The sequence below is a fragment of the Zhenhengia yiwuensis genome (genome assembly GCF_014384995.1).
Lineage (GTDB): Bacteria > Bacillota > Clostridia > Lachnospirales > Cellulosilyticaceae > Zhenhengia > Zhenhengia yiwuensis.
The window spans coordinates 1-23,419 of the sequence record NZ_JACRSY010000007.1 but is presented as its reverse complement, the minus strand read 5'-3'; the positions used below and the strand labels follow the sequence as shown (position 1 = coordinate 23,419).

Sequence of the window (23,419 nt, the reverse complement as noted above, 5' to 3'; positions counted from 1 at the left end):
GTTTTATTTTTAGCACATTTGTTTATGAACATCCTCTTTAAGTTGAGTCCAAGCCTCGGGGTGAACTACATAATACTTAGGGCAGCATTTACCTGTTACGTCATAATGTCTTAAAAGGTCTTCGCGTGGGTCAAGTCCATACTTTTGGCAGAGCATAGCACAAAGGGCTATAAGTGCATTGTATGTGCAGCTACTAAATTTGCCTTCCCAGTCAGAATGGCAAGTTTCGATACCTAAGCTATAGCTATTGGCACTTTTGGCGTGATAAGCACGTTCATTGTCAGGGATACACTGGATGACTTCACCGTCTAGCCCCACAATATAGTGGCTACTAGCATAAGTTTTAGTCCTACCTAGCTTAAGATTTTCAAAGTAGTTACGGTTGCTAAGGGCAGAACTTTTAGGATTACCTACCCAGTGGATGACAAGTTTTGTAACCTTGTAAAGAGGTAGACGTGGGCGGCTGTAGGGATTAGAAGTAAGATAATGGGTTTGTATAGGCATAGAGAAATCTCCTTTAGGATTCATTCGATTTAGGGATAAAAATATAAAAGCAGCAAAAGCTGGCGCGAAGCCATTCCCCCTCATAAAAAATGGCAATGCACCAGCTTTTTGTGTGGCAGCATGAAAGCCTATTGAAAGTTTATACCTTATAGGAAAGGTTAGAGGTATTTCTTAGACCAGACTATAAGTACTAAATGGGTATTGCCAGAGGCTTTTAGTGAAAGGGATGACCATTCATTTATCACATTAAGACGCTGGGGTAGCATAGAGAAACTATAGGTAGGTGGTAGATAGCCCTTATTTATTTCAAAGTTAGGGATAAACTTTTTAAGACTTATGTATGGGTGATGCCCCTTGAAGTAGGAGTTGCCACAGCTCCAGCCTCAAGGTTAGGTAAGTTAAATCTCAACGTTTAGAGGGGGGATAAACTCTAAGATTTAAACTTACAAGAGGTAAGGGGATTCACTTTGCCTAGGATGTGTTTCATGCCCTTACATAACTCTATATACGGATAAGTCATGAAAATGCGTCACGAATTTATAAAAAAATTTAAAAAATGTTAAGAAAGCCCATACCGAGCCTCTATATAAGCTTGTTCTCTTGATTCTAATTCTTTAATGTCAAAGTTATGTGTATAAGTGCGAAGAAATTTAGGGACGCTAGAAGGATAGGTACAGGAAGAGGAGGAAGTAGGGGAGAGCCTTGAGGCTGTAGGTTTAGGCAAGAAAGACGTATAGTGTCCGCTGAGGATGTTAAAGAATTTATCAAGACGTATAATCCAACCAAAGGCAGCCTTCCAATTACTTGCTTCTTGTCTACCACATAGAAAGTCAGACTGTTCTACTAAGGTGAAGGCTTTCTTAAGGCAGCCAAGCACATCTTCCCCTTTGCTGGTGAGTTTATGATAGAGGGTATCTAAATTGGATTTACAGCCAGGTGTCAATTTACGAATAGGGTTAAGGCTAGGGCAGCATGTATGAAAAAGTTCTAGAATGTCTTCATAAGGAACTTGGTTAGGGGAAGCTGACTCTTTTAGATTAGAATTATAAGGTTGAGTAGTTTGTGAAGAAGGATAGTCTTTTGAATATGGAAATGCGAAATGGTGATCTCTTAGAAGTTTGGTAATAAGCGCATCGTTACGCATGTAATAAGTCAGTTTTCTAATACGGTCATAGTATGAAAGATAAAGTTTACCTTCAAATTTATCGGGGCTCTTTTTGTAGGCAGTTTTCGTCGTATAGACCTTACCAATTTTGCTAAAAGCTGTACGAAACTCAGATTTTGTAAAGCCTAATTCCTCCGTCCAGCTATCGCCCTCGTGGTAATGCTCATCTTGGCATGGACTTAGAAACTTATAAAAAGGTTTGTGATCTGTTTTATCAAACCAGTATTCAAGTTGGCACATGAGTAAACTTGAGGTTACACTTCCGGTAAGGGCATTAAGTTCTGGACAATATCTAAGAATTTGCATTTGTATCTCCTCCTAAATCACTTTTCTTAATTTGGCTTATATCTGTTATATACGGATAGGTGATGAAAAGGCGTCATCTTTTTTTCAAAAATGCAAAAAAGAAAGAGTGACGAGGCTTTAAATATTACTGCATAAGCAGGGAAGAGTGGAGCCGCTTAAGATAGCTTAGTGCTTGGGATGTAGTTAGAGCTGCCTATTTTTAATCTATCTTAAAAAACGGTACAGTAAAGGAGCGCAAAACAAAAAGGTTGCAGCCGGAAAGGTTACAGATGCAAAGTGAGATAGAGGAATTAGTTAAACGGAGTTTAGAAGATCAGTCTTATACGCTATACCTATGGGAGAAGATGAAGCCCTTATGCCTAAAATGGGCGCATAAACTTGGGCATATAGAAGGAGATAGAGAGGATTTATATCAAGAAAGTTACATATTACTCATAAGAGCGCTTAGGTGCTATGAGGTGTGCCAAAACATGAGCTTTGAGGCTTATTTTAAGATGGTTCTTTATAGATGGGGAAGAGATTATAAGTGCAGAAAAAGACCTGAACTCATGAAGGAGAGTAGTGAGGCATATTTTTGGGAAAGCCAAGTGGGCGAAGGGCAGCAAGTAGAAGAAAGTATTATTGGAAAAGAGAGGGCTACTTATCTTATAAAGGGATTAGAGAGCTTGTCAGAGTTTGAATACAACCTCCTTGTAGATTTTTATATAAGAGAACTTAAGATAGGTGATATAGCAAGTTCTCATCACATGAATTATAAGGCTTTAGAATCACGTAAAAGAAGAATACTAAAAAAACTTCGAGAAAGGATGACGCAATTTGAGAGCTCGTCCGTATATATAGAGTATAAGCAACCGGTGCTTAGAAAAAATTAAAATCCACAAAGGAGGAAATGAGAATGGCAGTAACAAGTAAACTTGAAGAAGTAAAAGTAGTCTTAAAATTTATGAAAGGTTCACAAACCATCTCCCATTGTAATCAACAAGCAACAGATGAAGGGCTTTATAACTTAGGTGAAGCCATTGGAAGCCTTAATGCTGAAAGTCTAGAAGAGATTATCAAAGTACAAGAAACCCTATTAGTAGGAACAAACTAAGGAGGAATAAAAAATGGAAATTGTAAAGAAAAGTCTAGTACTTACTTTTAGTACACCTAACAAGACAGAAGAAAATATTACGATTAACAACCCAGGAGAGTCTATTACAGGTGCTCAAATTAAAGCAGTCATGGACAAGGCATTAGAAAGTGGTGCTATTGGAGAGAAGGTAGCAGTAGATGCTATTGTTGGTGCAAAATATGTGATCCAACAAGTAGATGCAGTCGATTTTAGTGAGGAGTAAAGATTAAAGTAGGCAAAGAGCAAGGGAGCTTTTTCCTTGCTCTTTATTAAAAAAGGAGGAATAAAACAATGAATGAAGTATTAACGCAGATTGGTAATTTTGGCTTTCCCATTATCTTATCCATGTATTTACTTATAAGAATTGAGGGAAAGATTGAGACACTAGCCGGAACGATTACCCATCTTAGTAATGTATTAGAAAGTAACCGTGAACGTTAAGAGACCCATCTGTAAGATTCCATGTCGTGGAGTTATACAGATGGGCTTTTATAAGTCAGACATAAGATTTAGGGGAGATATGCTGCAATATAAGTTCCTTATAACGATAGTTCAATAGTTCAGCTTCACGGAGTTTCTTGGCAATATAGGGGGCGGAAGAAAGCGTCTTTATGATCGCGCCATTATATAAAGTAATGGTATAGTTGTCATAATGGGCGATAGCACTCGTTAGGACATAGCCTAGGCATCCATCATGCATAGGAACATTTGTCCGGATTTTAATAGGAATAAAGAGCTGATCGGCATTTAGGATGATTGGTACATGAGTTCTCATCTGTAAAATTTGTTGGCTTAGGCGTCTAAGCATAAGTGGATCTAGCCATAAGGTATGAAGCTTGTCAGTAATAAAATGCTTAATCGGAAAAGGGTGCACCCCTTTTGAACCATCTTCTAAAATATAATAGGTTGCATTAGTCCCTACCTCGTCATAATAAGGTAAAAATGCACAATATGTGCTCTTTTTCATAATAACTCCCCCTAATGTTAGTATTTATGAAACGAATTTCATATTTGTAAAGGTATTATACAGTATTTTACAAAAAATTAAAATATTATTTAATTAAAATATAAAAATTTATACAATATTAACAATATATTCACGTAAAATAAGTCTTTATATGGAATAATTATACAGCAAGAACTTTTGTTATAAAGTATGAATTGATGAGCTAAGTAATAAGAAATAGAAAAGTAAAATAACATCTGCAATATTAAAATGTCGAAAAATGAACAAATTTTGGGTGTTAATCATATAGTATAGGGAAGGTGAACTGAATCGAGTGGGGGGATTAAGGTGAGGTGTGTAGAGGATATAAGTTTTACTGCATGTGAAGAGATTAAGTGTGTTGAAGCAGGCGTTCATATTGATGATGAAGGACATATGCTCACCGTTCCTGTTTATCTTTATGATGTATGCCCTTGTAGAGAGGTTATAGTAGGGGTACAAGTGTATGTAGATGGAAGGTTATACGCCATGAAGACGCAAAAAGTCTATACGGGTGGTTGCCGATACTGTAGAAAAATTCATGAAAAGTATGTGGATGACTTTTACTTCTTGTTTACCGAACTTTGTGATGAAAAGATTCGCATTAAGATGCTCGCTCACTATCTTTATTAAAAGTTTAAAAGGGGAGGAATGAAGAATGGAAGAATTAAAAGTTATAAGCTTAGAGGATGAAAGGCTAGACTTACCAGAAGTAGAGGAAGTGCTAACAACAGGCGTAGTGGTGACCGTTGGGATTGAGCCAGTAGAAGAAAAAGATTGCCGCTTTAAATTTACTTTTACAGCCAAAAACTATGATGCTCAAAACACAGCAAAATTAGGTAAATTCTTCTTTAGAATGCCACCTAATACTTTTACAAATTTTGGAGATTTTGTTCCTAATGATAATGACCTTAAGTTAAATGGGACTGAGAAGATGTGGACATTTGGAGAGCTTGGTTCAGGAGAAGAAAAGACAGTGTCTTTTGAAGCAGACTATGTAGGCCAAGATACAGGCATTATACTTGCACTTGATGGTATGAAGTATAAATATAAATACGATAAGCAAAGTGTAACATGGGGAACAATACAGGATAAAAGGCTTGATGTAGGAGAGTGTGGAGGGGAGCCCCCAGTAGAACAGGATTGCTGTGAAGAATGTCCGACTTGTAATGAATATACAGTTGAGCCTTGTGAGCACAAAATTGCAGAAGAACCTATTCCTGTTGTGATTCAATCAAGAGGTAGAAGACTTTCTGTACACCTTGCCCCTGAAATGGCTTGTCCTAACAAAACACTTAATGTAGGTGTATTTTTATATGAAGTAAAGAACCCAGGCACTACAGCTGAATATGAGATTCCTTATGCTTATAAAGTTGTACAATTACCACCAAGAGATTGTGAATGTGAAAATGGAGGAAGCTGCCAATGTGGTTGTGATACGAGAAGTTGCAATTGTGTCGACTTTGAAATTGCGGATGATGAGAGTACAGCATGTGAAACAAGAACATTCAGAGTAAAGACAAAAGCAAATTATGTATCAGATCAAGATATGTTTGCGTGCCCATGCACCAATGGGGGCTGCCCTCAGTGTGAAGCAGAGGAAGCAGAAGAGGAAGCTTAGGCTTTCGAACCTAGAAAAGTAAGCATGGAGTAATAAAAAAGCCCCTCCCTTTATGAAGCTTTCATAAAGGGAGGGGCTTTTTTATTAGAGTCTTTAAGTTTGCAAGGGATTAGAATTTACGATAAGTTGCCTTGGTAATAGGAAGTCCTGTAGCATAGTCACACTCTCTGACTTCATCATAATCAGGCTCTTTTTGTCTTGTCATACAAGAATCGTACCAAGTAGCAGGTGGTGCATCGGTTCTCCAAGGACGTCTTGACCAGTAATAACCTCTAAAAGGGTCACGTGTTTCATTCATCCAGTTAAGGAGCTGGTCATGAAGGGCATCACGGATTTTAGAAGTAGCTGGTTCGTCAATTAAGTTGTGCATTTCATGGGGGTCTTTTTTGAGGTCATAAAGCTCATCTGTGCAAAGGAGATTAAGCACGAGTTTATAACGGTCTGTACGAATACAGCGAATAGGTTGGAAGCCTCCAAAAGAGTCATGAGCGATTTCGTAGCGACCAAATTCACTGAAAATAGCATCATTAATTTTAGCTGTAGGTTCATCAAGTACTTTAATGAGAGAATGACCTTGTAACATACTATAAGGTGTTGCATTAAAGTAGTCTAAAATAGTTGGCACTACATCAGCATGCGATACAACATGTTCATTAACGACCTTGTTCCCTTTAACAGGTGTGCCACTTAAAATAAAAGGAATATGTATAATTTCTTCGTACATACTAGCTCCTTTACTATCTATGCGGTGAGCATCTAAATGATCACCATGATCAGATGTATAAAGGATAAGCGCATCCTTTGTATAAGTTCTATAAGCCTCTAATACACGACCTATCTCAGAGTCAACAAAGCTGTTAGCACCAAAGAGAAGTGGATATTTGACTTTGTGGTTACTACGGTCATGATGAATACGGTCACCAGCCCATACTTTATGATGTTCAGGTTTGTTTTCAAGTGTATCATGGATATTTTCACTTACAGGGAATTCATAGTCTTTATACATTTCAGGGTATTTCTTAGGAGCGATAAAAGGCCCATGTGGTTCATCATAAGAAACAACAAGGAAGAAGTCTTTATCTTGATGTTCTTTAATAAATTCAATGGCACGATTCGAACACTTATGCGCAAAAGTAAATTCTGCTTCATAGCCGTCGCCTTCCCAAATCGTTCCTGCATTTCTTGAACGCATGCGGTCTTCGGTAGAAAGCTCATCTAAGAAGTTACGCATATCATACCAGTACTTAGGGTTCCAACCATCTGGACATCTACCAGTGCCAAAGTAATCTCCGCCATCTAAATGCCATTTACCAATATAACCTGTAGCAATATTTTCATGTGTGAGACGTTGACCTATGGTTTTAACAGTAGACTCAAGTGCTACACAGTTAGACCAACTTCCATTACTGTGAGGATAAAGGCCTGTAAACAGTGTGGAACGTGCAGGACCACATACAGGTTGAGCGGTATAAGCTTTATCAAAACGAATACCATTTTCACATAAACTATCAATACAAGGGGTTACCATACCAGAGTTGCCGTAGCAGCCTAGCATATCTGTGCGTTGGGTGTCTGTCATAATCATAATAAATTGTTTAGGCATAAAAGTATCTCCTTTAATGTATGTTAAGGTAAAAAGAGTGATGCTTTTAGTAATATTATAGTATAAATTTAATGAAAGTAAATTGAAATATATATAATTTAATATAAAAATATTATATATAAAATATTAAGATTATATATATTTTAAAAATACATTTTTTGTAAAAAGACAAAGTCATACATCTTATCTAAGTTTAGGTACATACTAAACTTATTATGATATCTAGATAAGGAGGTTCATTATGGAACATATATCTGCAAAAGAATTATCAGCACTTCAAGATTTATTAACTGAGGAAGAACTTCTCATTAAAAAGTTCCAGATGTTAGCAGAGCATACTCAAGATCCAGAAATTAAACAACAATTTACTGAAATCGCAGCTAAACATCAAGGTCATTTTAACTCATTATACGCACAATTAAATTAATGGAGGTTCGATTATGCAAGAAATATATACTGATAAAGAAATATTAACAGATGCACTTTCAGCAGAAAAAGCAGCAACAGGTAACTATAATACTTTTGCCAATGAATGTGTTCATGATAACGTGAGAAATGCTATTTTACATTGTCTTGAACAAGAACATAGCATTCAAGTAGATGTGTTCAATATGATGCATGCACGTGGTCTTTATCCAACTCCAGCAGCTGAACAACAAAAAATTGATGATGCAAAACAAAAATTTGCTCAGTGTGTAAAAAATATCTAGAATAAATAAGATGAATAAAAAACTGCAAAGCTTAGGTTTTGCAGTTTTTTTGTATAGGCATTGAGAGAGCAGAAAAGAGTTCAAAATTTGCCATGTTTCTAATCGTAAATACCAAGAAATTGAGATTATAGTATGCTAGACTTAAAAAAGAAGGATTATTTTATATTTTAATAATAATGAAGATAAGAGGGGAAAATAGTGAATAGATTAGCATGTTATAAAGAGATCACAACGAAAGAACTTCAAGAAGCTCTTGTAAGAGGGAAAAATCAAACACATAAAGCAGTAAGGAGCTTAGGCGAGCAGTTTAAAAGCTGTGTAAGTCAGAAAGGTATGTACCATGGCACAGGCCAGTGTGACTGGACAGAAGGTTTTTATACAGGTGAGCTTTGGCTTATGTATGAAATGACAGGAGAGGAAAGTTTTAAAGAGCTTGCACTTAAACATGTACATAGTTTTCATGAACGTATTGAAAAACGTATAGCAGTGGACCATCACGATATGGGCTTTCTTTACTCTTTATCCTGCGTAGCCGCTTACAAATTAGTGGGTTCTAAGGAAGGGTATGAGGCAGCGCTTATGGCAGCAGATAACCTGATTGGGAGATTCCAAGAAAAGGGTGAGTTTATTCAGGCATGGGGGCCATTTGGCGCAAAAGAAAATTATAGGCTTATTATAGATTGCCTTCTTAATTTGCCACTTTTGTACTGGGCAAGTGAGGTAACAGGTGATCTGAAGTATGAGACCATTGCTAAGAAGCATATTCATACTTGCTTAAAATACATTGTAAGAGAGGACCATTCCACTTACCATACTTATTACTTTGATCCAGAGACAGGACTTCCTGTAAAGGGTGTAACAGCACAGGGCTATCGTAATGATTCAGCTTGGGCAAGAGGGCAAGCGTGGGGAATTTATGGTTTAGCTTTAAGTTATAAGTATACAAAAGAGGAAAGTTACATTGGGCTTTTTAAAGATGTAACAGATTTCTTCATTAATCATCTTCCAGAGGATTTAGTGCCTTATTGGGACTTTGATTTTACAGATGGTAGCAGTGAACCTAAAGACTCTTCAGCAGCAGCTATTGCTGTATGCGGTATGCTCGAAATGAGTAAATATTTAGGGAAAGAAGAAGCTACGTATTATACAAGTGTAGCTAAAAAGATTTTAAAAGCTTTAGTCGATCATTATGCAGTGAAGGAAGAGGATGCTTCGAATGGGCAGCTTTTACATGGCACTTATGCGAAAAAGTCACCTTATAACACAGTCCGCGATAATGGGGTAGATGAATGTACAGTATGGGGTGATTATTACTACCTTGAAGCCATCGTAAGATGTCTTAAAGATTGGGAACTTTACTGGTAAGGGGGATAGAGTCATGCATAAGGTAATAGAAAGAATTAAGGAAGCGAAATTGGTACCTGTTGTTAAAATCGAGTATATAGAAGATGCAGTGCCCGTTGCGAAAGCTTTATGTGAGGGGGGGCTCTATCTAGCAGAGGTGACTTTCCGTACTGTATGTGCAGAAGAAGCCATTAGAAGAATGAAAGAGGCATGCCCACAAATGCTTATAGGCGCAGGTACTGTACTAAATACACAACAAGTAGATGAGGCGCTAGCAAGTGGTGCAGCTTTTATTGTTGCCCCAGGGTTTAATGAAAAAGTTGTAAATTATTGCACCCAAAAGGGTGTACCTATTTTCCCAGGTTGTTCTCATGCTTCAGATATCGAAAGAGCCATTGAACATGGGTTAGAGGTGGTAAAATTCTTCCCAGCTAAAGAGCTAGGAGGTCTTGCCACCATTAAAGCACTTGCAGCACCTTATGGGCAAGTAAATTTTATGCCTACGGGGGGGATTACACCTGATACCATGATGGAATACTTAGGCTATGAACGTATTGTTGCATGTGGTGGGAGCTGGATGGTTAAAGAGGATTTGATACGCCAAAAAGACTTTAAAGCCATTACGAAACTTACAGCCGAAGCTGTTAAACGCATTCAAAAAGGGAAGCAAGGGCAGGAGACTCAGCAGCACTTAACAAAAGAGGAATGTGCAGCAAGTCAGCTTACTCTAGAAGGCTTAGGAGAAGGTGTTGTAGCTGGTTTTGGAGAAATGCTCCTTCGTTTATCTGCACCTGACCATTTAAGGCTTAGTCAGGCACACCAATTAAAGATGCACTATGGTGGTGCAGAAGCCAATGTGGTTGTATCTCTTGCTCAGTTTGGACTCAATACCCGCTTTATGACCAAACTTCCTGAAAATGATTTAGGACAAAGTGCTGTCAATGAACTTAGAAAGTATGGTGTGGATACTCACTTTATTTTAAGAGGTGGGGAGCGTATGGGGCTTTATTTCTTAGAAAAGGGTGCTTCCCAAAGAGCTTCTAAAGTCGTCTATGATAGAGCCCATTCTGCTATGAGTGACATAAGGAGTGAGGAATTGGATTGGGATAAGGCACTAGAAGGTGTTAAACACTTCTTTATAACAGGTATTACACCTGCTCTGGGAGAGGAAGTGGCAAGAGTAGCGCTTAAAGTGTGTAAAAAATGCCAAGAAAAAGGCATTACCGTTTGGTGTGACCTTAATTATAGAGAAAAGCTTTGGACCAAGGAAGAGGCAAGTCGTACTTTACAAGAAATGATGCAGTATGTGGATTGCTGCCTAACGAATGAGCACCATGCTATAAGCATGCTGGATTTAGACTTAGTAGTAGAAGGTCAGGCAGAAGTAGGCCGTATAGACCAAATAGCAGATGAAAAGACAAGGCTAAGTGCCATAGCTTATGCCATGACACGTAAATATGGCTTTAAACAAGTGGCACTTACGATTAGACATTCTGTATCAGCTAGCTTAAATAGTCTATCAGCGCTTTTATATACAGAAGGAAAGAGTTATTTTGCACCTTTTTATGACGTGCAGATTGTGGATAGAGTAGGTGGGGGAGATGCCTTTGCGTCAGGACTTATTTATGCCACAGTAAAAGGGTATGATCCGCAAGAAAGTGTTGCCTTTGCCTTAGCGTCAGAGTGCTTAAAGCATACGATAGAAGGCGATTTTAATGAAGTAAGTGTAGCAGAAGTTTGTGCGCTTATGAATGGAAATGGGAAAGGATTAGTTCAGCGATAGGGGAAAATGATATGAGAGAATATATAGATGATTTAGATCAAATTATAGATTATTGCAAGTGTTATAATGAACTGGATATAGAGGAAGCATGCTGTATGGCAGACTTTGTGGTGGAGCATACTTTCTTATTTCAAAGTAAATGGGAAATGGAAAGAACATACAAGCCTGTTACCTTTAAAAAAGGGGAAATAGAGTGGGACTATATACCTTTTAACGACCCTGAGTGGACTTACGCTATGAATCGAAATCGTTATTTCCTTATTTTATCCCAGGCCTATGTATTCACTGGAAAAGAAGAGTATGTGAAAACATTCATAAGGCTTATGAAGCACTGGATTACCCATAATCCATGTGAGCCTAAGTATTATGGGAGTACTTGGCGTACCATTGAGGCGGGCTTAAGATGTGAAAACTGGCTTAAGGCACGTGAGCTTGTCTATGGAAGCCCTTATTGGGATGAGGAAGTAGAAGCGCTGTTTAGACAGAGTATGGAGGATCATGCTCACTATATTATAGGACATAATGATGATTTTAGAAGACTAAGTAACTGGGGAATTATTGAGAATCACGGACTTTTTGTAGCAGGGCTTTACTTAGAAAAGGATACCTACATCCATGTAGCAAAGGAGCGTTTAACAAAGGCGGTTAAACTGCAGGTGCTAGAAGACGGTCTCCACTGGGAGCAGTCTAGCCTTTATCATAATGAAGTACTGCGTGCTCTTTTAGATGTAGCCATTGCAGCAAAGAATAATGGTATTGTATTAGAGGACGTTTATCATGAAATCGTGAAGAAGATGGTGTATGCACATCTTTATATGACAAAGCCGAATCATATCCAGCTGGCTAATGGAGATAGCGATCATATAGATGTAAGAGACTTACTTGTAAGGGGGGCTTACCTTTATGAGGAACCAGCCTTTAAAGCTTTAGCTTACGAAAAGGTAGACTTTGAAAGTATATGGGATATAGGTATGAAAGGCGTAAAGGTTTATGACCAGTTAGAAGCTCAGGTACCCAATAAGCCTTCACATGCTTTAGCAGCCAGTGGGAACTACTGCATGCGTGATGGTTGGGAAGAAGCAAGTACTTATGTGCATTTTAAATGTGGGTCTTTAGGCGGCGGTCATGGACACTTAGATATGCTGCATGTAGATGTGGCCTACTTAGGAGAGGACATTTTAAAGGACTCAGGCCGTTACACTTATACAGATACGAAAGAACGTTATGAGCTTAAAAAGGCTTATGCTCATAATACAACCATGGTGGATGGTAAGCCCTTCACACAGCTTATTGATACATGGGGCTATGATAAGGTGGCCCAACCTGTACAAGGCCGTTTCATCACACATCCACTCTATGACTATGTAGAAGGGGCACACCTTGGCTATATGGATCTAGAGGATAGTGTTTATGTAAGCCGTAAAGTGCTTTTTATTAAACCACAAATTGTTGTTATAGCAGATACCTTTAAGGCTAAAGGAAATCATACTTATAATCAGTATTTCCACTTTGGCAAAGGAGAACTTACGGTTAAAAAGTCACAGGCTCTCTTTACAGGCAAACAGGCAAAAGCTACTTTATACAGCTTATCAGAGGTACATATGGCTAAGACTTCTATGCTTTCCTCTGAAACCTACAATCATCTAGAAAAGTTAGACGTATTAACCACCGAAAAAGAAAATACAGGCAATACTACACTTATAACAGTACTCGTCCTTGAAGACCAAAACAATCCTATGCCACATACCCTAAGATGTGTTCCTATTTGTACACAAGGACAGATATTAGAAAGCAATGAAAGTATCAGTGCTTTCAACATTACTTTGCCAGAGGAGACTTACACCGTAGTCATGAGACATGACGAATCCTTAAGAAGACTCATGGTAGTAGAAGGCGAAGATGTCTTTGCTAAAGTAGCACTTATCCATGAAAAGGATGGAGAGAAGAAGGTTTATCCTATAGTTTATTAAATAAAAAGTTTAAAAATGTGAAATCTTAGTTGCTCTGAAGAGGGTAACTAAGATTTTTTTATTAGAAGGATATCGTATAGCATTTGTTGAAAAAATTATGAGATAATCATGTCTATAGGGATACGAATATTTTAACCGTTAATGTAAATATAGAGAGGGTTTACTGTTTCTAAGATATAATCTAAAAAGAAAAATGAGATAAGAATAGTAGAATAAAAAATGTAACAATAAAATATCTATAATAATATAAAAAATGTTTAATTTTATGTATAAATTAAAAATATTTTAAATATTACTTTACAATGTGCACATAAATGATATAATAATAATGAAAATTTTAAAAAAGTATGTACATTTAATTAAAGGGGGCCAACAATATGAAAAAGATAGTATCAGGTACGTTAGTAGCATTAATGGTAGCATCGAGTATGGTTGGGTGTACTAGCGATCAAGGAGGGGAAAAAGAGACAGCATCTAATTCATCAAAAGATACAAGCAGTAGCAAAGAACCTGTAATCAATGCCTATGGATGGGAGGTTCCAGATGAGACTTTAGTAATCAATGTGTATGCTGGACAAGGTAGCCCAGATAGTATGAAGGAGGATACAGAGGCATTAAATGCGTACTTAAAAGAAGAATTTAATGTTGTCGTCAATAAATTTGTTTATGATACAGATCAATCAGAGCGTCTTAACCTAATGTTGGCATCAAATGATTATCCAGAAGCTATTATGGGGCTAAGTCAACAGACTGTTGAACAATGGAAAGAGTTAGGAAAAGTTCTTGAACTAACAGATCTCGTTCAAGATCAGCCTAATTTAATGCAAAAGTTTGGTCCTTACATACCTAGATTTGAGGATGAAGAAGGTCGCTTATGGAATCTATCTACTGGATATTACGGAATTGATCAAAATAATATTATTCCTTGTGCAGACTATGCACCTATGATCAGAGAAGATTGGTATAAGGAAATTGGCTCACCTGATATTTCTACACCACAGGGTTACTTTGATGCAATTAAGAAGATTGTAGAAAAGCATCCAGAGACACCTAGTGGTCACAAAGTATATGGTCTTGCAACTTATAAGACTGCGCCCGCACTTTCACAAATGTTAAATACAAATGTTGGGGGAGCATTTGGTTTAAAGAATGGATTCGAGATTTCTGAGAATGGTGATTTTAAACATTGGGTAAATAGTGATATTGGCTTAGAAGTGGTTAAGTATATTAACCAGTTTGCAAGAGCAGGTTTGCTTGACCCAGATTCACTTACACAGACAGTAGAAGAGTGGGGACAAAAAGGTACAGATGAAAGATATGCAGCCTATGTTGGACCATGGTGGCAGCCAGGGTATTATATTTCAGATAATTGGATGAAGAAAATGGAAGCAGAAAAACCAGGTTCTTATCCAGAAGATATGCGTTATGTACACTACTTGGTAAAGGATCCAGACATTGAACAAGCAACTTATAATGGATACTCTACATTAGGATGGGGACGGGTTATTTTAACAGATAAGTGTGAGAATCCAGAGGATTATATGCGTTGGTTCGATTTTGAAAATAGTGATTTAGGAACAAAGCTTTTAGGATATGGGGTTCCAAATCAACCAGATTCTATTTGGGATTTCAACGAAGAAACTGGAGAAGCGACATTTAGAGCGGATAAGGTAGAACAAATTACATCAGCAACACCAACATTTGATTTCGAACCGTACATGAAGTTAGGAGGAGAGTGTGCACTACAAATTTCATTTGGTAGTGATAAGTTAGCAGATGGTACAAATTGTTGGTTTAACCAATCTAATAAAGACCCTTGGAAAGAATTAAAGGATGAGAGATTAAAAGATACAATGTATGATGCTACAGCTATTAGCGCAGTTGTATTTGATCCTTTTGATCCACTAACGGATACAAGACAAAGATGTATTGATATTGTAAGCAGTGGATGGTCTAGAGCAATTTTTGCAAAGACAGAAGAAGAATGTGAAGCTATTTATATGGAGACAAGAGAAAAAGCAAATAAAGCAGGAATGCAAGAGGTTGAAGCTTACTATTCACAAGAGTATAAGAAGAACTTAGAGCAGTGGGAAAATTAAAAAGCTAGCTAGACCTAGTGATTATACCTACATTTATTTAGGTATAATCACTAGGTTATATATACACAACAAGAGTTTTGAGCATAGAAAAAATTCTATTTAAATGAGCTGTGTACATTAATCTGAAGTTAGGGATTTTATAAAAGGAGAGATGAGATGAATCAAGAATATGAACAAGCTGACTTTTTACAACAAAAACAAAAATGGAATTTAAAAGCGATTAAAAGAGAGTTTAAATCACAAAAGCAGTTATGGATTATAACGGCAATATTATTAATATGGGTTGCTATTTTTGCATATTTCCCAATGTATGGGTTAATTATCTCATTTCAAAACTATATGCCAGGTAAATCTATGTTTGTGGATGTAGATTGGGCAGGGTTTAAGAATTTTATAGACTTTTTTTCATCTCCTGATTTTGGAATGATTATGAGAAACACACTTGTAATTAGTGGATTAAATATTGTAATAGGATTTCCAGCCCCTATTATCCTTGCCATACTTTTAAATGAAGTAAGGAACAAACATGCGCAGAAATTCTACCAAACAATTTCCTATGTTCCACACTTTATTTCATGGGTGGTAGTAGCGAGTATACTTTTCTCTATTTTGGGGACAGAAGGGTTGTTGAACAATATATTAGTAGGCTTAGGGCTATTAGATGAGCCGATTAATTATTTAAATGAAGGAAAGTATTTCTGGGCTATATTGACATCAGCTAATATTTGGAAGAGTATAGGGTGGTCTTCTATTATTTACTTATCAGCTATTTCTGGAATAGATAAGGAATTATATGAAGCGGGTGCAGTTGATGGACTTGGAAGATTTGGTATGATACGTTATATTACCATACCATGTATTGCGCCAACGATTATTCTGTTATGGATTTTAGGTATAGGTGGCATCCTAAATGCAGGATTTGAACAACAACTTCTTATTGGTACAGCACAAACACGTGAGTACTATGAGGTTATTGATACATATGCATATAAGTATGGTATCCAACAAGGACGTTATGCATATGGAACAGCTGTAGGATTAATGAAGGGACTTATATCAGTCGTACTTGTATTTGGAGTCAACCATTTAGCTAAGAAAAAGATGGATATATCCGTAATGTAGGGAGGCATAGAATGGAAAAATATTGGAAAGAGACCAAATACACAAAGTTATTTGATGTAGTTAACCATATTTTCTTGATTACTTTTACAATTATGATGTTGTATCCATTGTGGGATCAATTTGTAATCTCTATAACAGATACAAGCTATCAAACCATTGGAAGTGCATTTTTATGGCCAGAAAAAGTAACACTGGATGCCTATAAAGAGTTATTTTCAGATACAAAGATGTTAAGAGGACTGGGTGTATCTGTACTAAGAGTAGTAGTAGGAACAGCTTCTACACTATTTTGTACCGGGTTACTTGCCTATGTGACCACAATTAAGCAATTTAAAGGGAGAACATTCTTAAGGCGTGTATACATTTTCACTATGTATTTTAGTGGTGGACTTATTCCATTTTATTTATTAATGATTTCTTTAAAATTAAATAATACATTTTGGATTTATATCTTACCAGGATTATGTAGTGCCTATTATATGTTACTGATTGCTTCTTACATACAAAATATCCCAGCGTCTTTATTTGAAGCTGCAAGAATTGATGGGTGTCATGAACTAGGGATTTATGTAAGGCTTGTACTTCCTATCTGTAAGCCAGTATTTGCCGCTATTGCAGTATATTTAGCAGTAGGACACTGGAACTCATGGTTTGATGTTTTGATTTATAATCCATCAGGTGCATGGGATACTTTACAGGTTTACTTAAGAAGAATATTGTTAGAGGCAGAGGCATTTTCAAGAATTCAAAATGTAAGTCAAGCAGAAGCAGCTGCAAGAGCAATATCAGGGGAGAATCTAAAAGCAGCAACGACTATGGCTGTTACGGTGCCTATTCTTATTGTTTATCCATTTTTCCAGAAATATTTTATTTCAGGAATTACGATTGGTGCAGTAAAAGAATAATATTTGATCATTAGTGTTTCATTCCAATAGGATTGGATAGACTTATGTCATGTTGTACCAAGCTTTGCAAGGTACTCATCCTTTGTAAGCTTTTCAATAACTGTTTTAATAAGTTTTCTATGACTGGGATAAATACTTTGATTTAGGTGCCTTAAGCTATTATGTTCACATGCAGGGAAGTAAATCCTATTTGTTAAGTACTTAGGGTTTAAATCTGTACTCTGTTTAATAGTACATTTCTGAAGGAATTTCCACTCGACAAGACCTATAAATTGTTCAAATAAAGTAATATTATTGTTCCTAGTCAGTGTCCGTCTTTGGGGGATAGAATCTGTCCATTATATTTAGCCTTAAGGCACTGGCTATTTTCAGGTCTAAAATTATGGAAATTAATAATGGAATACAAGTAACTATACAAAAAAGAGTTCATATCATTAGGTATGAACTCTTTTTATACTCAAAAACTCGAAAAGGAGTAACAAATAAGGGGCTAGTAAGCACAATTACATTTATCTTAATGCAAAATGGATATAAGGATAGCTAACATTTTAGATGGATTAATTGAGGATGATGTATTTATAACTGTTGAAGATGGACGAATTGGAAGAAATTTAAGGATGTATAGGTTATTTATGAAAAGAATGAGGATAGGATATTAAAGAGCTATGGACTGTACTACACAGGGAAAATAGGGTTTGATTTAAGGAAAATATTAGATATAAACATAAGAGTTTATAGAGGATTATGATAAAATAGATAGTATAGGAAGCAGATAAATTTGGATTTATGGAGATACAGGAGATAAATATGAGTGATATTAGTAATTTTTTAAATCAGCTTTCTCGAATCAATTGGTTTGAAAAGAGTGGAACACCGACTGAAGAGTATCATGTGATATATTCTATCTTTGAGGCTTATGATGGTTGGAGCCAACAAATGTTTAAGACATGGGAGCCCCAAGTCTGTCTTTTGGAAAAAGAAGCTCAAGAAGTGTTAGGGGATGCACAAATAGATGAAATTTTTTTAAATATTTCAAGAGCTATTGGGGATAAACTTTGGGATAGATACAGTATATTTATAGAAAAATATAATTTAAAAGAAGAATGTGGATTGGAAAATGAGATTATGGACTTTGTCAAGAGGGATATAGCATGGGCATGTATTGAAGTGATATTAAATAAAGAGGGCTTTTTTACTAGGCTATTAAGTATTTACAAGAGAGGATACTTTCCATGTTCATGGCTGGGGGATTACCCTAGTGGTATTCCAGTTGTTATATAATACATACAGTTTATTAGGAAGGAATATAGGTCAAAAGGCTATCCAATAGATTGGAGTAGACAATATGAAAAACTTTAGATATGAAAGCAGAAATAGAAGATTTATTAATTAAGGTTGGATTAGAGGACTCTTTAATGGAATGAATCCCCATGAACTTTCAGGTGGGCAGATGCAAAGAGTCTGCATAGCAAGAGCCATTGTTTCTAGAACTATGCTTATTGATTTTTAAAGTAAAGGAGAAATATGAGTATGAAATTAGGCAATACCTTAATAGAAAAAGGTCAAAAATGGCAAGGAGAGTTAAAGGTTACAGATCATTATAGTATGCCCATATATGGGATATGTGGGGAGGAGGAAGGGAAAACTTTAGTGATTACTGCGGGAGTCCATGGATGTGAATATGTAGGCGTGCAAACCGCTCGTAAGCTGTGGAAAAGCCTTAATCCTAGGGAAATGAAGGGGCAAGTTATCCTATTGCCACTAGTGAATCAGTATGGTTTTTATGAAGGTGCTAAACAAATTGTGCCAGAAGATGGCGAGAATTTGAATCGTGTATTTCCAGGGAAATCAGATGGAACGCTGACGCAAAGAATCGCCTATGTCATTGAAAAAGAGATTTATCCTCATGCTGATTTCCTTATTGATTTACATGGTGGAGATTGTAATGAAGCAATGGAACCCTTAGTATTCTTTCCAATAGCAGCAAAAAGTCTTGTAAATGAAATATCATGGGAGGCAGCAAGTTATTTACCGGTGACTTATCGTGTAAGTTCTACAGCAAAAAATGGACTTTATAGTTATGCCACTCAAAAAGGTATTCCAGCACTTTTATTAGAGATTGGCGGTGAAGGTAAGTGGCAAGAAAGCGAAGTAGAACATTGCGAAAGTTGTATATATCATTTGATGAGTTATTTAAATATATTACAGACTAATGTATCTAAGAAAGAACAAAAAGAAATTATACAAGCTGTTTATGATGAAGTAGGAGTAAATGGTTTTTGGTATCCTAGGGTTAAGCCAGGTCAATCTGTGTCAAAGGGAGACTTATTAGGAAAAATATGTGATTTAGAAGGTAATGACCTACAACAATATATAGCACAGCTAGATGGTGAAGTTTTATATCATACGACAGCACTTGGAATAAAAAAAGGAGATCCATTAATTGCTTATGGTGCGTACTGATCAGAGGATAAGAAAAAGATAAAGCTCATATAAATAATAGAAATCTAAAAAAGAGGATTAAAGCCCTGCAAATAATAAGTTTATAGAAAAACAAGTGTTTTTCTATATCTTATAAAAAATATTTTTTACGGTTTGCTAAACCGTGCGTCGTAGGATCTCATCCTATCAGGTGTAATGAAATGAGACTTGTAACTTGCCCACTACCAGCGGCTTGCAAGTTTTTGTTTGTTATAAAAAAATAATGAGCATTTTTAAGTAGTATCAGGTAATTTCAATTAGCCGTCGTTACTACGACGTCGCAAGGTCGGCATGAACGTTGGGTTAAGTATATAAAGAACTAAGTACAAAAGGGAGAAAACGATGAATAGTACACTTATTGAAAGAATTGCAGTACAGAGAGTAGAAGATGAAGTAATTGAAAATGAAGAATTGTGTCCTGAGATTCCAGTAAATGATAAAAGTCCATCTTTTGATGGAGAGATATTAGTGTATAACTCAGGCTCTCATAAGAAGTCGAATCTAGTAGGAAAAGTTCCTGTACAAGTTAAAGGAAAGCATGTTGAGCAATTAAGCGAAAAAATAAGGAAATATTCAATAGAACGAGCAGATTTAGAGAATTATTTTAAGGCAAAAGGTGTTATTTTTTTTGTTGTTGAGATTACAGAGAAAAAGTCGTATAGGGTGTTTTATAAAAGTTTATTACCAGTAGATATAAAAAGAATTTTGAATGAAACACAAGGGAAAAGTAAAACTATTGAATTTCAAGTATTAGAACAAACAAAATTAAGACTTAATACAATATGTAGACATTTTTTAACACATCAAGAGGCTCAGTATACAACGATAAATTTTGCGATAGAGGATATGCCATCAGAAACTGCAATATTTACTACTACATTTCCGAACGTTGGAGATGAAATGTGGGGATTAGAAACATATATGTATATGCAAAAAGATAAACATGATATTCCGCATCCAATAATGGGGAAGTTTAAAATGTTTTTAGAGAAGAAGCGAAGCGTATCAGTAGGAGTTGATGGAAAGATATATTTTAACAAAATTAACATAATTGAATCAAAAGATTTACAACAAATTAAGATAGGTCAGAATACAATTCTTGACCTTGCTAATCGTAAAATTGAGATGAAAATTATCGGCAAGTTAGAAGATAGTATACAAGAATTAACATTTATAATTGAGGTAATGCGTAAAGGAAAGATGGAAATAGACGGTATGCCTATTACATTTATTATGGACAAAACAGAGGATGAGTTAAAAGAGTGGGAAAAACAGCTATATCAATTGAAGTTAATTAAAGATATATTAGATTATTTAAAGATAGAGAAGCAATTAGAGTTACAAGGAATAACCAAGCAAGAAATTAACCATTTAAATCTTCTCAAAAGAGGGATAGTAGATAAAGAGGAGTTAATACCTATAGAAATAGAATGTTCAGCTCCATATGTCCTAGAAATTAGAAATTTGAATATATTGATTTTTATGGACAAGCAAAAAAATAAAGTTAATATTTATGATTTCTTTGACTTAGTTTTCCATCATAAAGTGAAGGTGACAGGAATATTTGAAGGAGAAACTATACAAACTAATTTATTTGCACTTTTTAATGACAGAGAATTAATAGGAATAGATAACATTAATTTTGGGGTTATATTGAAGGCGATTAAAGATACGCCAATATCGAAAAAACATACTAAGGTTGTTATTTTACAAACATTGACTTATATTGCAAATTATGATTTGTCAGGTGATAAGCGTTTTCTTCAATTGGTACTAGATATTTATGAATGGATTAAGACGTTAGAGGTATATGAAGATGTAAAAGATGTAGTTAAAATAAATGAAATGCAAATTATTCGCAGACTAAGGAGTTTTAATGAAGAAGAGGAAATCCATTTGATAGAGTATAAAAAAGAGTTGGGAGAAAATGAATTACCTATGCTTTTGGCAGTAGCAATATTATTAGAATCAAAAACAGAAGTAAAAATTTATATTAAACAGTTACCACAACAAGAGATAGACTACCTTAAGAAAATGCCTATATATACGTTAGGACAACAACTTGGTGTTATAGAAGAATAAAATCATCTTTAAAGATCTAAAAACGAAACAAGTAACAGGGGGGATTGAATTGCCATCTGCTTTATTAAACCTACTACAAGTAGAAAGAAAACGTTATCTTACTAATAAGTTAAAGATGAGTGAACAGTTTGAAGATAATGACTTAGTAGTATGTTGGGATGATGGAAAATGTATCAATCCAGATACATTAAGCTAAAAGCTTAGAAGGGTGATTGAAAAAATAGGATTAAAGCATCTAAGATTATATGATTTAAGACATACCAATGCAACATTAATGTTTGAATATGGTGTTAACGTCAAGATTGCTCAACAAAGGTTTGGACATGCATCTATCTTGACTACAATGGATATTTGCTCACATGTAACAGAGAAGGTTGAAAAAGAAGCTGCTGAAAAATTGGATAAAAATATTTTTGAGACTCTTGATATAGGTTGATACCTATGTTGAGAGTTTGTTTGTTATTTGGAATATTATTTTGAAGTTCTAGAAAATAAATTATATAGTAAAAGTAGTGACACAGTGAGTTTAAACTAGAATTAAGCTGTAGTATAATTAAATTAAGATACTTATACACAAAGGGGGCATATATGAATTATAGTAACAGAAAAAAAATAGTGGAGATTTTGAATAACAATGGTTCTAATGAGCTTGAATATAAATTATTATCTCGTGATGTTCCTAGGAGTGATGCTAGAATAAAAATTGGACACATAGAATGGAGATTTGAGTTATAATAGAAATAACTATAATGAACGAGGTGTCCTAAAACAATGGCTAAGAGATATGACAAAGAATTTAAACTTCATGCTGTAAAGCAAATAACAGAATTGAACAAACCTGCAACACAAGTTGCTAGAGATCTAGATGTTGCTTATCAAACATTATGTAAGTGGGTACAAAAGTACAATGAAAATCAAGAAGAACCTTTTGTAGGTAGTGGGAATCTTCGAAGTGATGATAAAGCAATGCGTGACATGGAAAAAAGGCTCCGTGATCTCGAAGAGGAAAATGCTATCTTAAAAAAGGCTATGGGCATATTTGCAAAAGACCTGAAGTAATTTATAGCTTCATTAAACAACACCAGCACGAATTTCGTGTCGCAAAGATGTGCCAAGTATTAGGTGTTTCTAAAAGTGGTTACTATGAATGGTTAAAACGACCAGTATCTAACCAAAAGAAGGCTAAGGCGAAACTAGTAGCTAAGATTAGACGTATTCATCTTCAATCAAGAGGTATTTATGGTAGCCCTAAGATTACGAAGGTTCTAGATTCAGAAGGGATTAAGGTATCTCAAAAGACAGTCTCAAAGATTATGAAGGAAAATAACATTAAATCTAAAACAGTTAAAAAGTATAAGGCAACCACAAACTCTAATCACCAACTACCTGTTTCGCCAAACTTACTTAATCAAAACTTTAGGGTAGATGCACCCGGCAAGGCTTGGGTCGCTGATATTACTTATATATGGACTTCACAAGGATGGCTTTATCTAGCGACAGTTATGGACCTTTATTCGAGGAGGATACTTGGCTGGGCAATGGATAAACGAATGACTAAAGAGTTAGTAATAAGTGCTCTTCAAAGAGCCATCGATAGACAGCCACCTAAAGAGGGACTTATCCAT

At 35.8% G+C, this 23,419-nt stretch carries 27 protein-coding genes; 23 read left to right on the top strand and 4 right to left on the bottom strand.

The genetic code is table 11. The annotated features are described in order from the left end of the window. Window positions 1-9 precede the first annotated feature (9 nt). Window positions 10-504, bottom strand: a complete 495-nt coding sequence (locus H8718_RS05545; protein WP_249332155.1) for a peptidoglycan recognition protein family protein — start codon at window positions 502-504, stop codon at window positions 10-12. A 559-nt stretch (window positions 505-1,063) separates the two neighbouring features. After that, on the bottom strand, window positions 1,064-1,975 hold the full coding sequence (locus H8718_RS05540; RefSeq protein ID WP_249332154.1) for a hypothetical protein: 912 nt from the start codon (window positions 1,973-1,975) through the stop codon (window positions 1,064-1,066). A 269-nt stretch (window positions 1,976-2,244) separates the two neighbouring features. Here H8718_RS05540 and H8718_RS05535 point away from each other — a divergent pair, with 269 nt between their 5' ends. The 4 genes from H8718_RS05535 (at window position 2,245) to H8718_RS05520 (ending at window position 3,530) form a co-directional block, all read left to right on the top strand. Beyond that, window positions 2,245-2,847, top strand: a complete 603-nt coding sequence (locus tag H8718_RS05535) for a sigma-70 family RNA polymerase sigma factor (protein ID WP_249332153.1) — start codon at window positions 2,245-2,247, stop codon at window positions 2,845-2,847. A 23-nt stretch (window positions 2,848-2,870) separates the two neighbouring features. After that, window positions 2,871-3,068: a DUF1659 domain-containing protein gene (locus tag H8718_RS05530; protein WP_177669061.1), complete on the top strand. Its 198-nt coding sequence runs from the start codon at window positions 2,871-2,873 to the stop codon at window positions 3,066-3,068. A 13-nt stretch (window positions 3,069-3,081) separates the two neighbouring features. Further along, complete coding sequence (locus H8718_RS05525) at window positions 3,082-3,312, top strand: DUF2922 domain-containing protein (protein WP_177669063.1); 231 nt, start codon at window positions 3,082-3,084, stop codon at window positions 3,310-3,312. 68 nt (window positions 3,313-3,380) lie between these two features. Beyond that, the gene (locus H8718_RS05520) at window positions 3,381-3,530 is read left to right on the top strand and encodes a YvrJ family protein (protein ID WP_177669065.1); all 150 of its coding nucleotides are present in this window, start codon (window positions 3,381-3,383) and stop codon (window positions 3,528-3,530) included. 55 nt (window positions 3,531-3,585) lie between these two features. Here H8718_RS05520 and H8718_RS05515 read toward each other — a convergent pair whose 3' ends face one another. Further along, window positions 3,586-4,056 carry a hypothetical protein gene (locus tag H8718_RS05515; protein ID WP_249332152.1) on the bottom strand — a complete coding sequence of 157 codons (471 nt, stop codon included), beginning with the start codon at window positions 4,054-4,056 and terminating at the stop codon, window positions 3,586-3,588. A gap of 327 nt (window positions 4,057-4,383) precedes the next feature. On the opposite strand from H8718_RS05515, the gene H8718_RS05510 reads away from it, so the two are divergent. Together H8718_RS05510 and H8718_RS05505 are read left to right on the top strand one after the other, a co-directional pair. Next, the gene (locus H8718_RS05510; protein ID WP_177669069.1) at window positions 4,384-4,707 is read left to right on the top strand and encodes a hypothetical protein; all 324 of its coding nucleotides are present in this window, start codon (window positions 4,384-4,386) and stop codon (window positions 4,705-4,707) included. 25 nt (window positions 4,708-4,732) lie between these two features. After that, window positions 4,733-5,695, top strand: coding sequence for a hypothetical protein (locus tag H8718_RS05505; protein WP_249332151.1), 963 nt, complete (start codon window positions 4,733-4,735; stop codon window positions 5,693-5,695). A 109-nt stretch (window positions 5,696-5,804) separates the two neighbouring features. Here the strand turns inward: H8718_RS05505 and H8718_RS05500 are convergent, their stop codons facing one another. After that, window positions 5,805-7,298: a sulfatase-like hydrolase/transferase gene (locus H8718_RS05500; RefSeq protein WP_249332150.1), complete on the bottom strand. Its 1,494-nt coding sequence runs from the start codon at window positions 7,296-7,298 to the stop codon at window positions 5,805-5,807. Window positions 7,299-7,539: 241 nt separating this feature from the next. Between H8718_RS05500 and H8718_RS05495 the strand changes: the two genes are divergently transcribed. The 17 genes from H8718_RS05495 to H8718_RS05410 form a co-directional block, all read left to right on the top strand. Continuing rightward, on the top strand, window positions 7,540-7,725 hold the full coding sequence (locus H8718_RS05495; protein ID WP_177669075.1) for a hypothetical protein: 186 nt from the start codon (window positions 7,540-7,542) through the stop codon (window positions 7,723-7,725). A 13-nt stretch (window positions 7,726-7,738) separates the two neighbouring features. Next, window positions 7,739-8,008: a spore coat protein gene (locus H8718_RS05490; protein ID WP_249332149.1), complete on the top strand. Its 270-nt coding sequence runs from the start codon at window positions 7,739-7,741 to the stop codon at window positions 8,006-8,008. 198 nt (window positions 8,009-8,206) lie between these two features. Then, window positions 8,207-9,373, top strand: a complete 1,167-nt coding sequence (locus tag H8718_RS05485) for a glycoside hydrolase family 88 protein (RefSeq protein WP_249332148.1) — start codon at window positions 8,207-8,209, stop codon at window positions 9,371-9,373. Window positions 9,374-9,386: 13 nt separating this feature from the next. Beyond that, window positions 9,387-11,135, top strand: a complete 1,749-nt coding sequence (locus H8718_RS20520; RefSeq protein ID WP_283246160.1) for a KHG/KDPG aldolase/sugar kinase fusion protein — start codon at window positions 9,387-9,389, stop codon at window positions 11,133-11,135. An 11-nt stretch (window positions 11,136-11,146) separates the two neighbouring features. Continuing rightward, window positions 11,147-13,105 (top strand): heparinase II/III family protein, encoded by a 1,959-nt coding sequence (locus H8718_RS05470; protein WP_249332147.1) that lies wholly within the window; start codon window positions 11,147-11,149, stop codon window positions 13,103-13,105. Between the two features lie 377 nt (window positions 13,106-13,482). Further along, window positions 13,483-15,204, top strand: coding sequence for a type 2 periplasmic-binding domain-containing protein (locus tag H8718_RS05465; protein WP_249332146.1), 1,722 nt, complete (start codon window positions 13,483-13,485; stop codon window positions 15,202-15,204). Between the two features lie 156 nt (window positions 15,205-15,360). Further along, window positions 15,361-16,326: an ABC transporter permease gene (locus H8718_RS05460; RefSeq protein ID WP_249332145.1), complete on the top strand. Its 966-nt coding sequence runs from the start codon at window positions 15,361-15,363 to the stop codon at window positions 16,324-16,326. An 11-nt stretch (window positions 16,327-16,337) separates the two neighbouring features. Further along, complete coding sequence (locus H8718_RS05455; protein WP_249332144.1) at window positions 16,338-17,231, top strand: carbohydrate ABC transporter permease; 894 nt, start codon at window positions 16,338-16,340, stop codon at window positions 17,229-17,231. Between the two features lie 807 nt (window positions 17,232-18,038). Continuing rightward, entirely contained in the window at window positions 18,039-18,512 is a 474-nt protein-coding gene (locus H8718_RS05450) for a hypothetical protein (RefSeq protein ID WP_249332143.1), read from the top strand. 139 nt (window positions 18,513-18,651) lie between these two features. After that, window positions 18,652-18,741: an ATP-binding cassette domain-containing protein gene (locus tag H8718_RS21035; protein ID WP_408646568.1), complete on the top strand. Its 90-nt coding sequence runs from the start codon at window positions 18,652-18,654 to the stop codon at window positions 18,739-18,741. Window positions 18,742-18,761: 20 nt separating this feature from the next. Beyond that, the gene (locus H8718_RS05440) at window positions 18,762-19,694 is read left to right on the top strand and encodes a M14 family metallopeptidase (protein WP_249332142.1); all 933 of its coding nucleotides are present in this window, start codon (window positions 18,762-18,764) and stop codon (window positions 19,692-19,694) included. Between the two features lie 360 nt (window positions 19,695-20,054). Further along, on the top strand, window positions 20,055-21,794 hold the full coding sequence (locus tag H8718_RS05435; RefSeq protein ID WP_249332141.1) for a hypothetical protein: 1,740 nt from the start codon (window positions 20,055-20,057) through the stop codon (window positions 21,792-21,794). Between the two features lie 49 nt (window positions 21,795-21,843). After that, window positions 21,844-21,990 carry a hypothetical protein gene (locus H8718_RS05430; RefSeq protein ID WP_249332140.1) on the top strand — a complete coding sequence of 49 codons (147 nt, stop codon included), beginning with the start codon at window positions 21,844-21,846 and terminating at the stop codon, window positions 21,988-21,990. A gap of 12 nt (window positions 21,991-22,002) precedes the next feature. Continuing rightward, window positions 22,003-22,230 carry a tyrosine-type recombinase/integrase gene (locus H8718_RS05425; RefSeq protein WP_249332139.1) on the top strand — a complete coding sequence of 76 codons (228 nt, stop codon included), beginning with the start codon at window positions 22,003-22,005 and terminating at the stop codon, window positions 22,228-22,230. 152 nt (window positions 22,231-22,382) lie between these two features. Then, complete coding sequence (locus tag H8718_RS05420) at window positions 22,383-22,529, top strand: hypothetical protein (RefSeq protein ID WP_249332138.1); 147 nt, start codon at window positions 22,383-22,385, stop codon at window positions 22,527-22,529. A 36-nt stretch (window positions 22,530-22,565) separates the two neighbouring features. Beyond that, window positions 22,566-22,853 carry a transposase gene (locus tag H8718_RS05415; protein WP_249332137.1) on the top strand — a complete coding sequence of 96 codons (288 nt, stop codon included), beginning with the start codon at window positions 22,566-22,568 and terminating at the stop codon, window positions 22,851-22,853. Further along, window positions 22,832-23,419, top strand: a 588-nt coding sequence (locus H8718_RS05410) for an IS3 family transposase (protein ID WP_330597588.1), incomplete at its 3' end; no start/stop codon positions are given. The genes H8718_RS05415 and H8718_RS05410, both read left to right, overlap by 22 nt.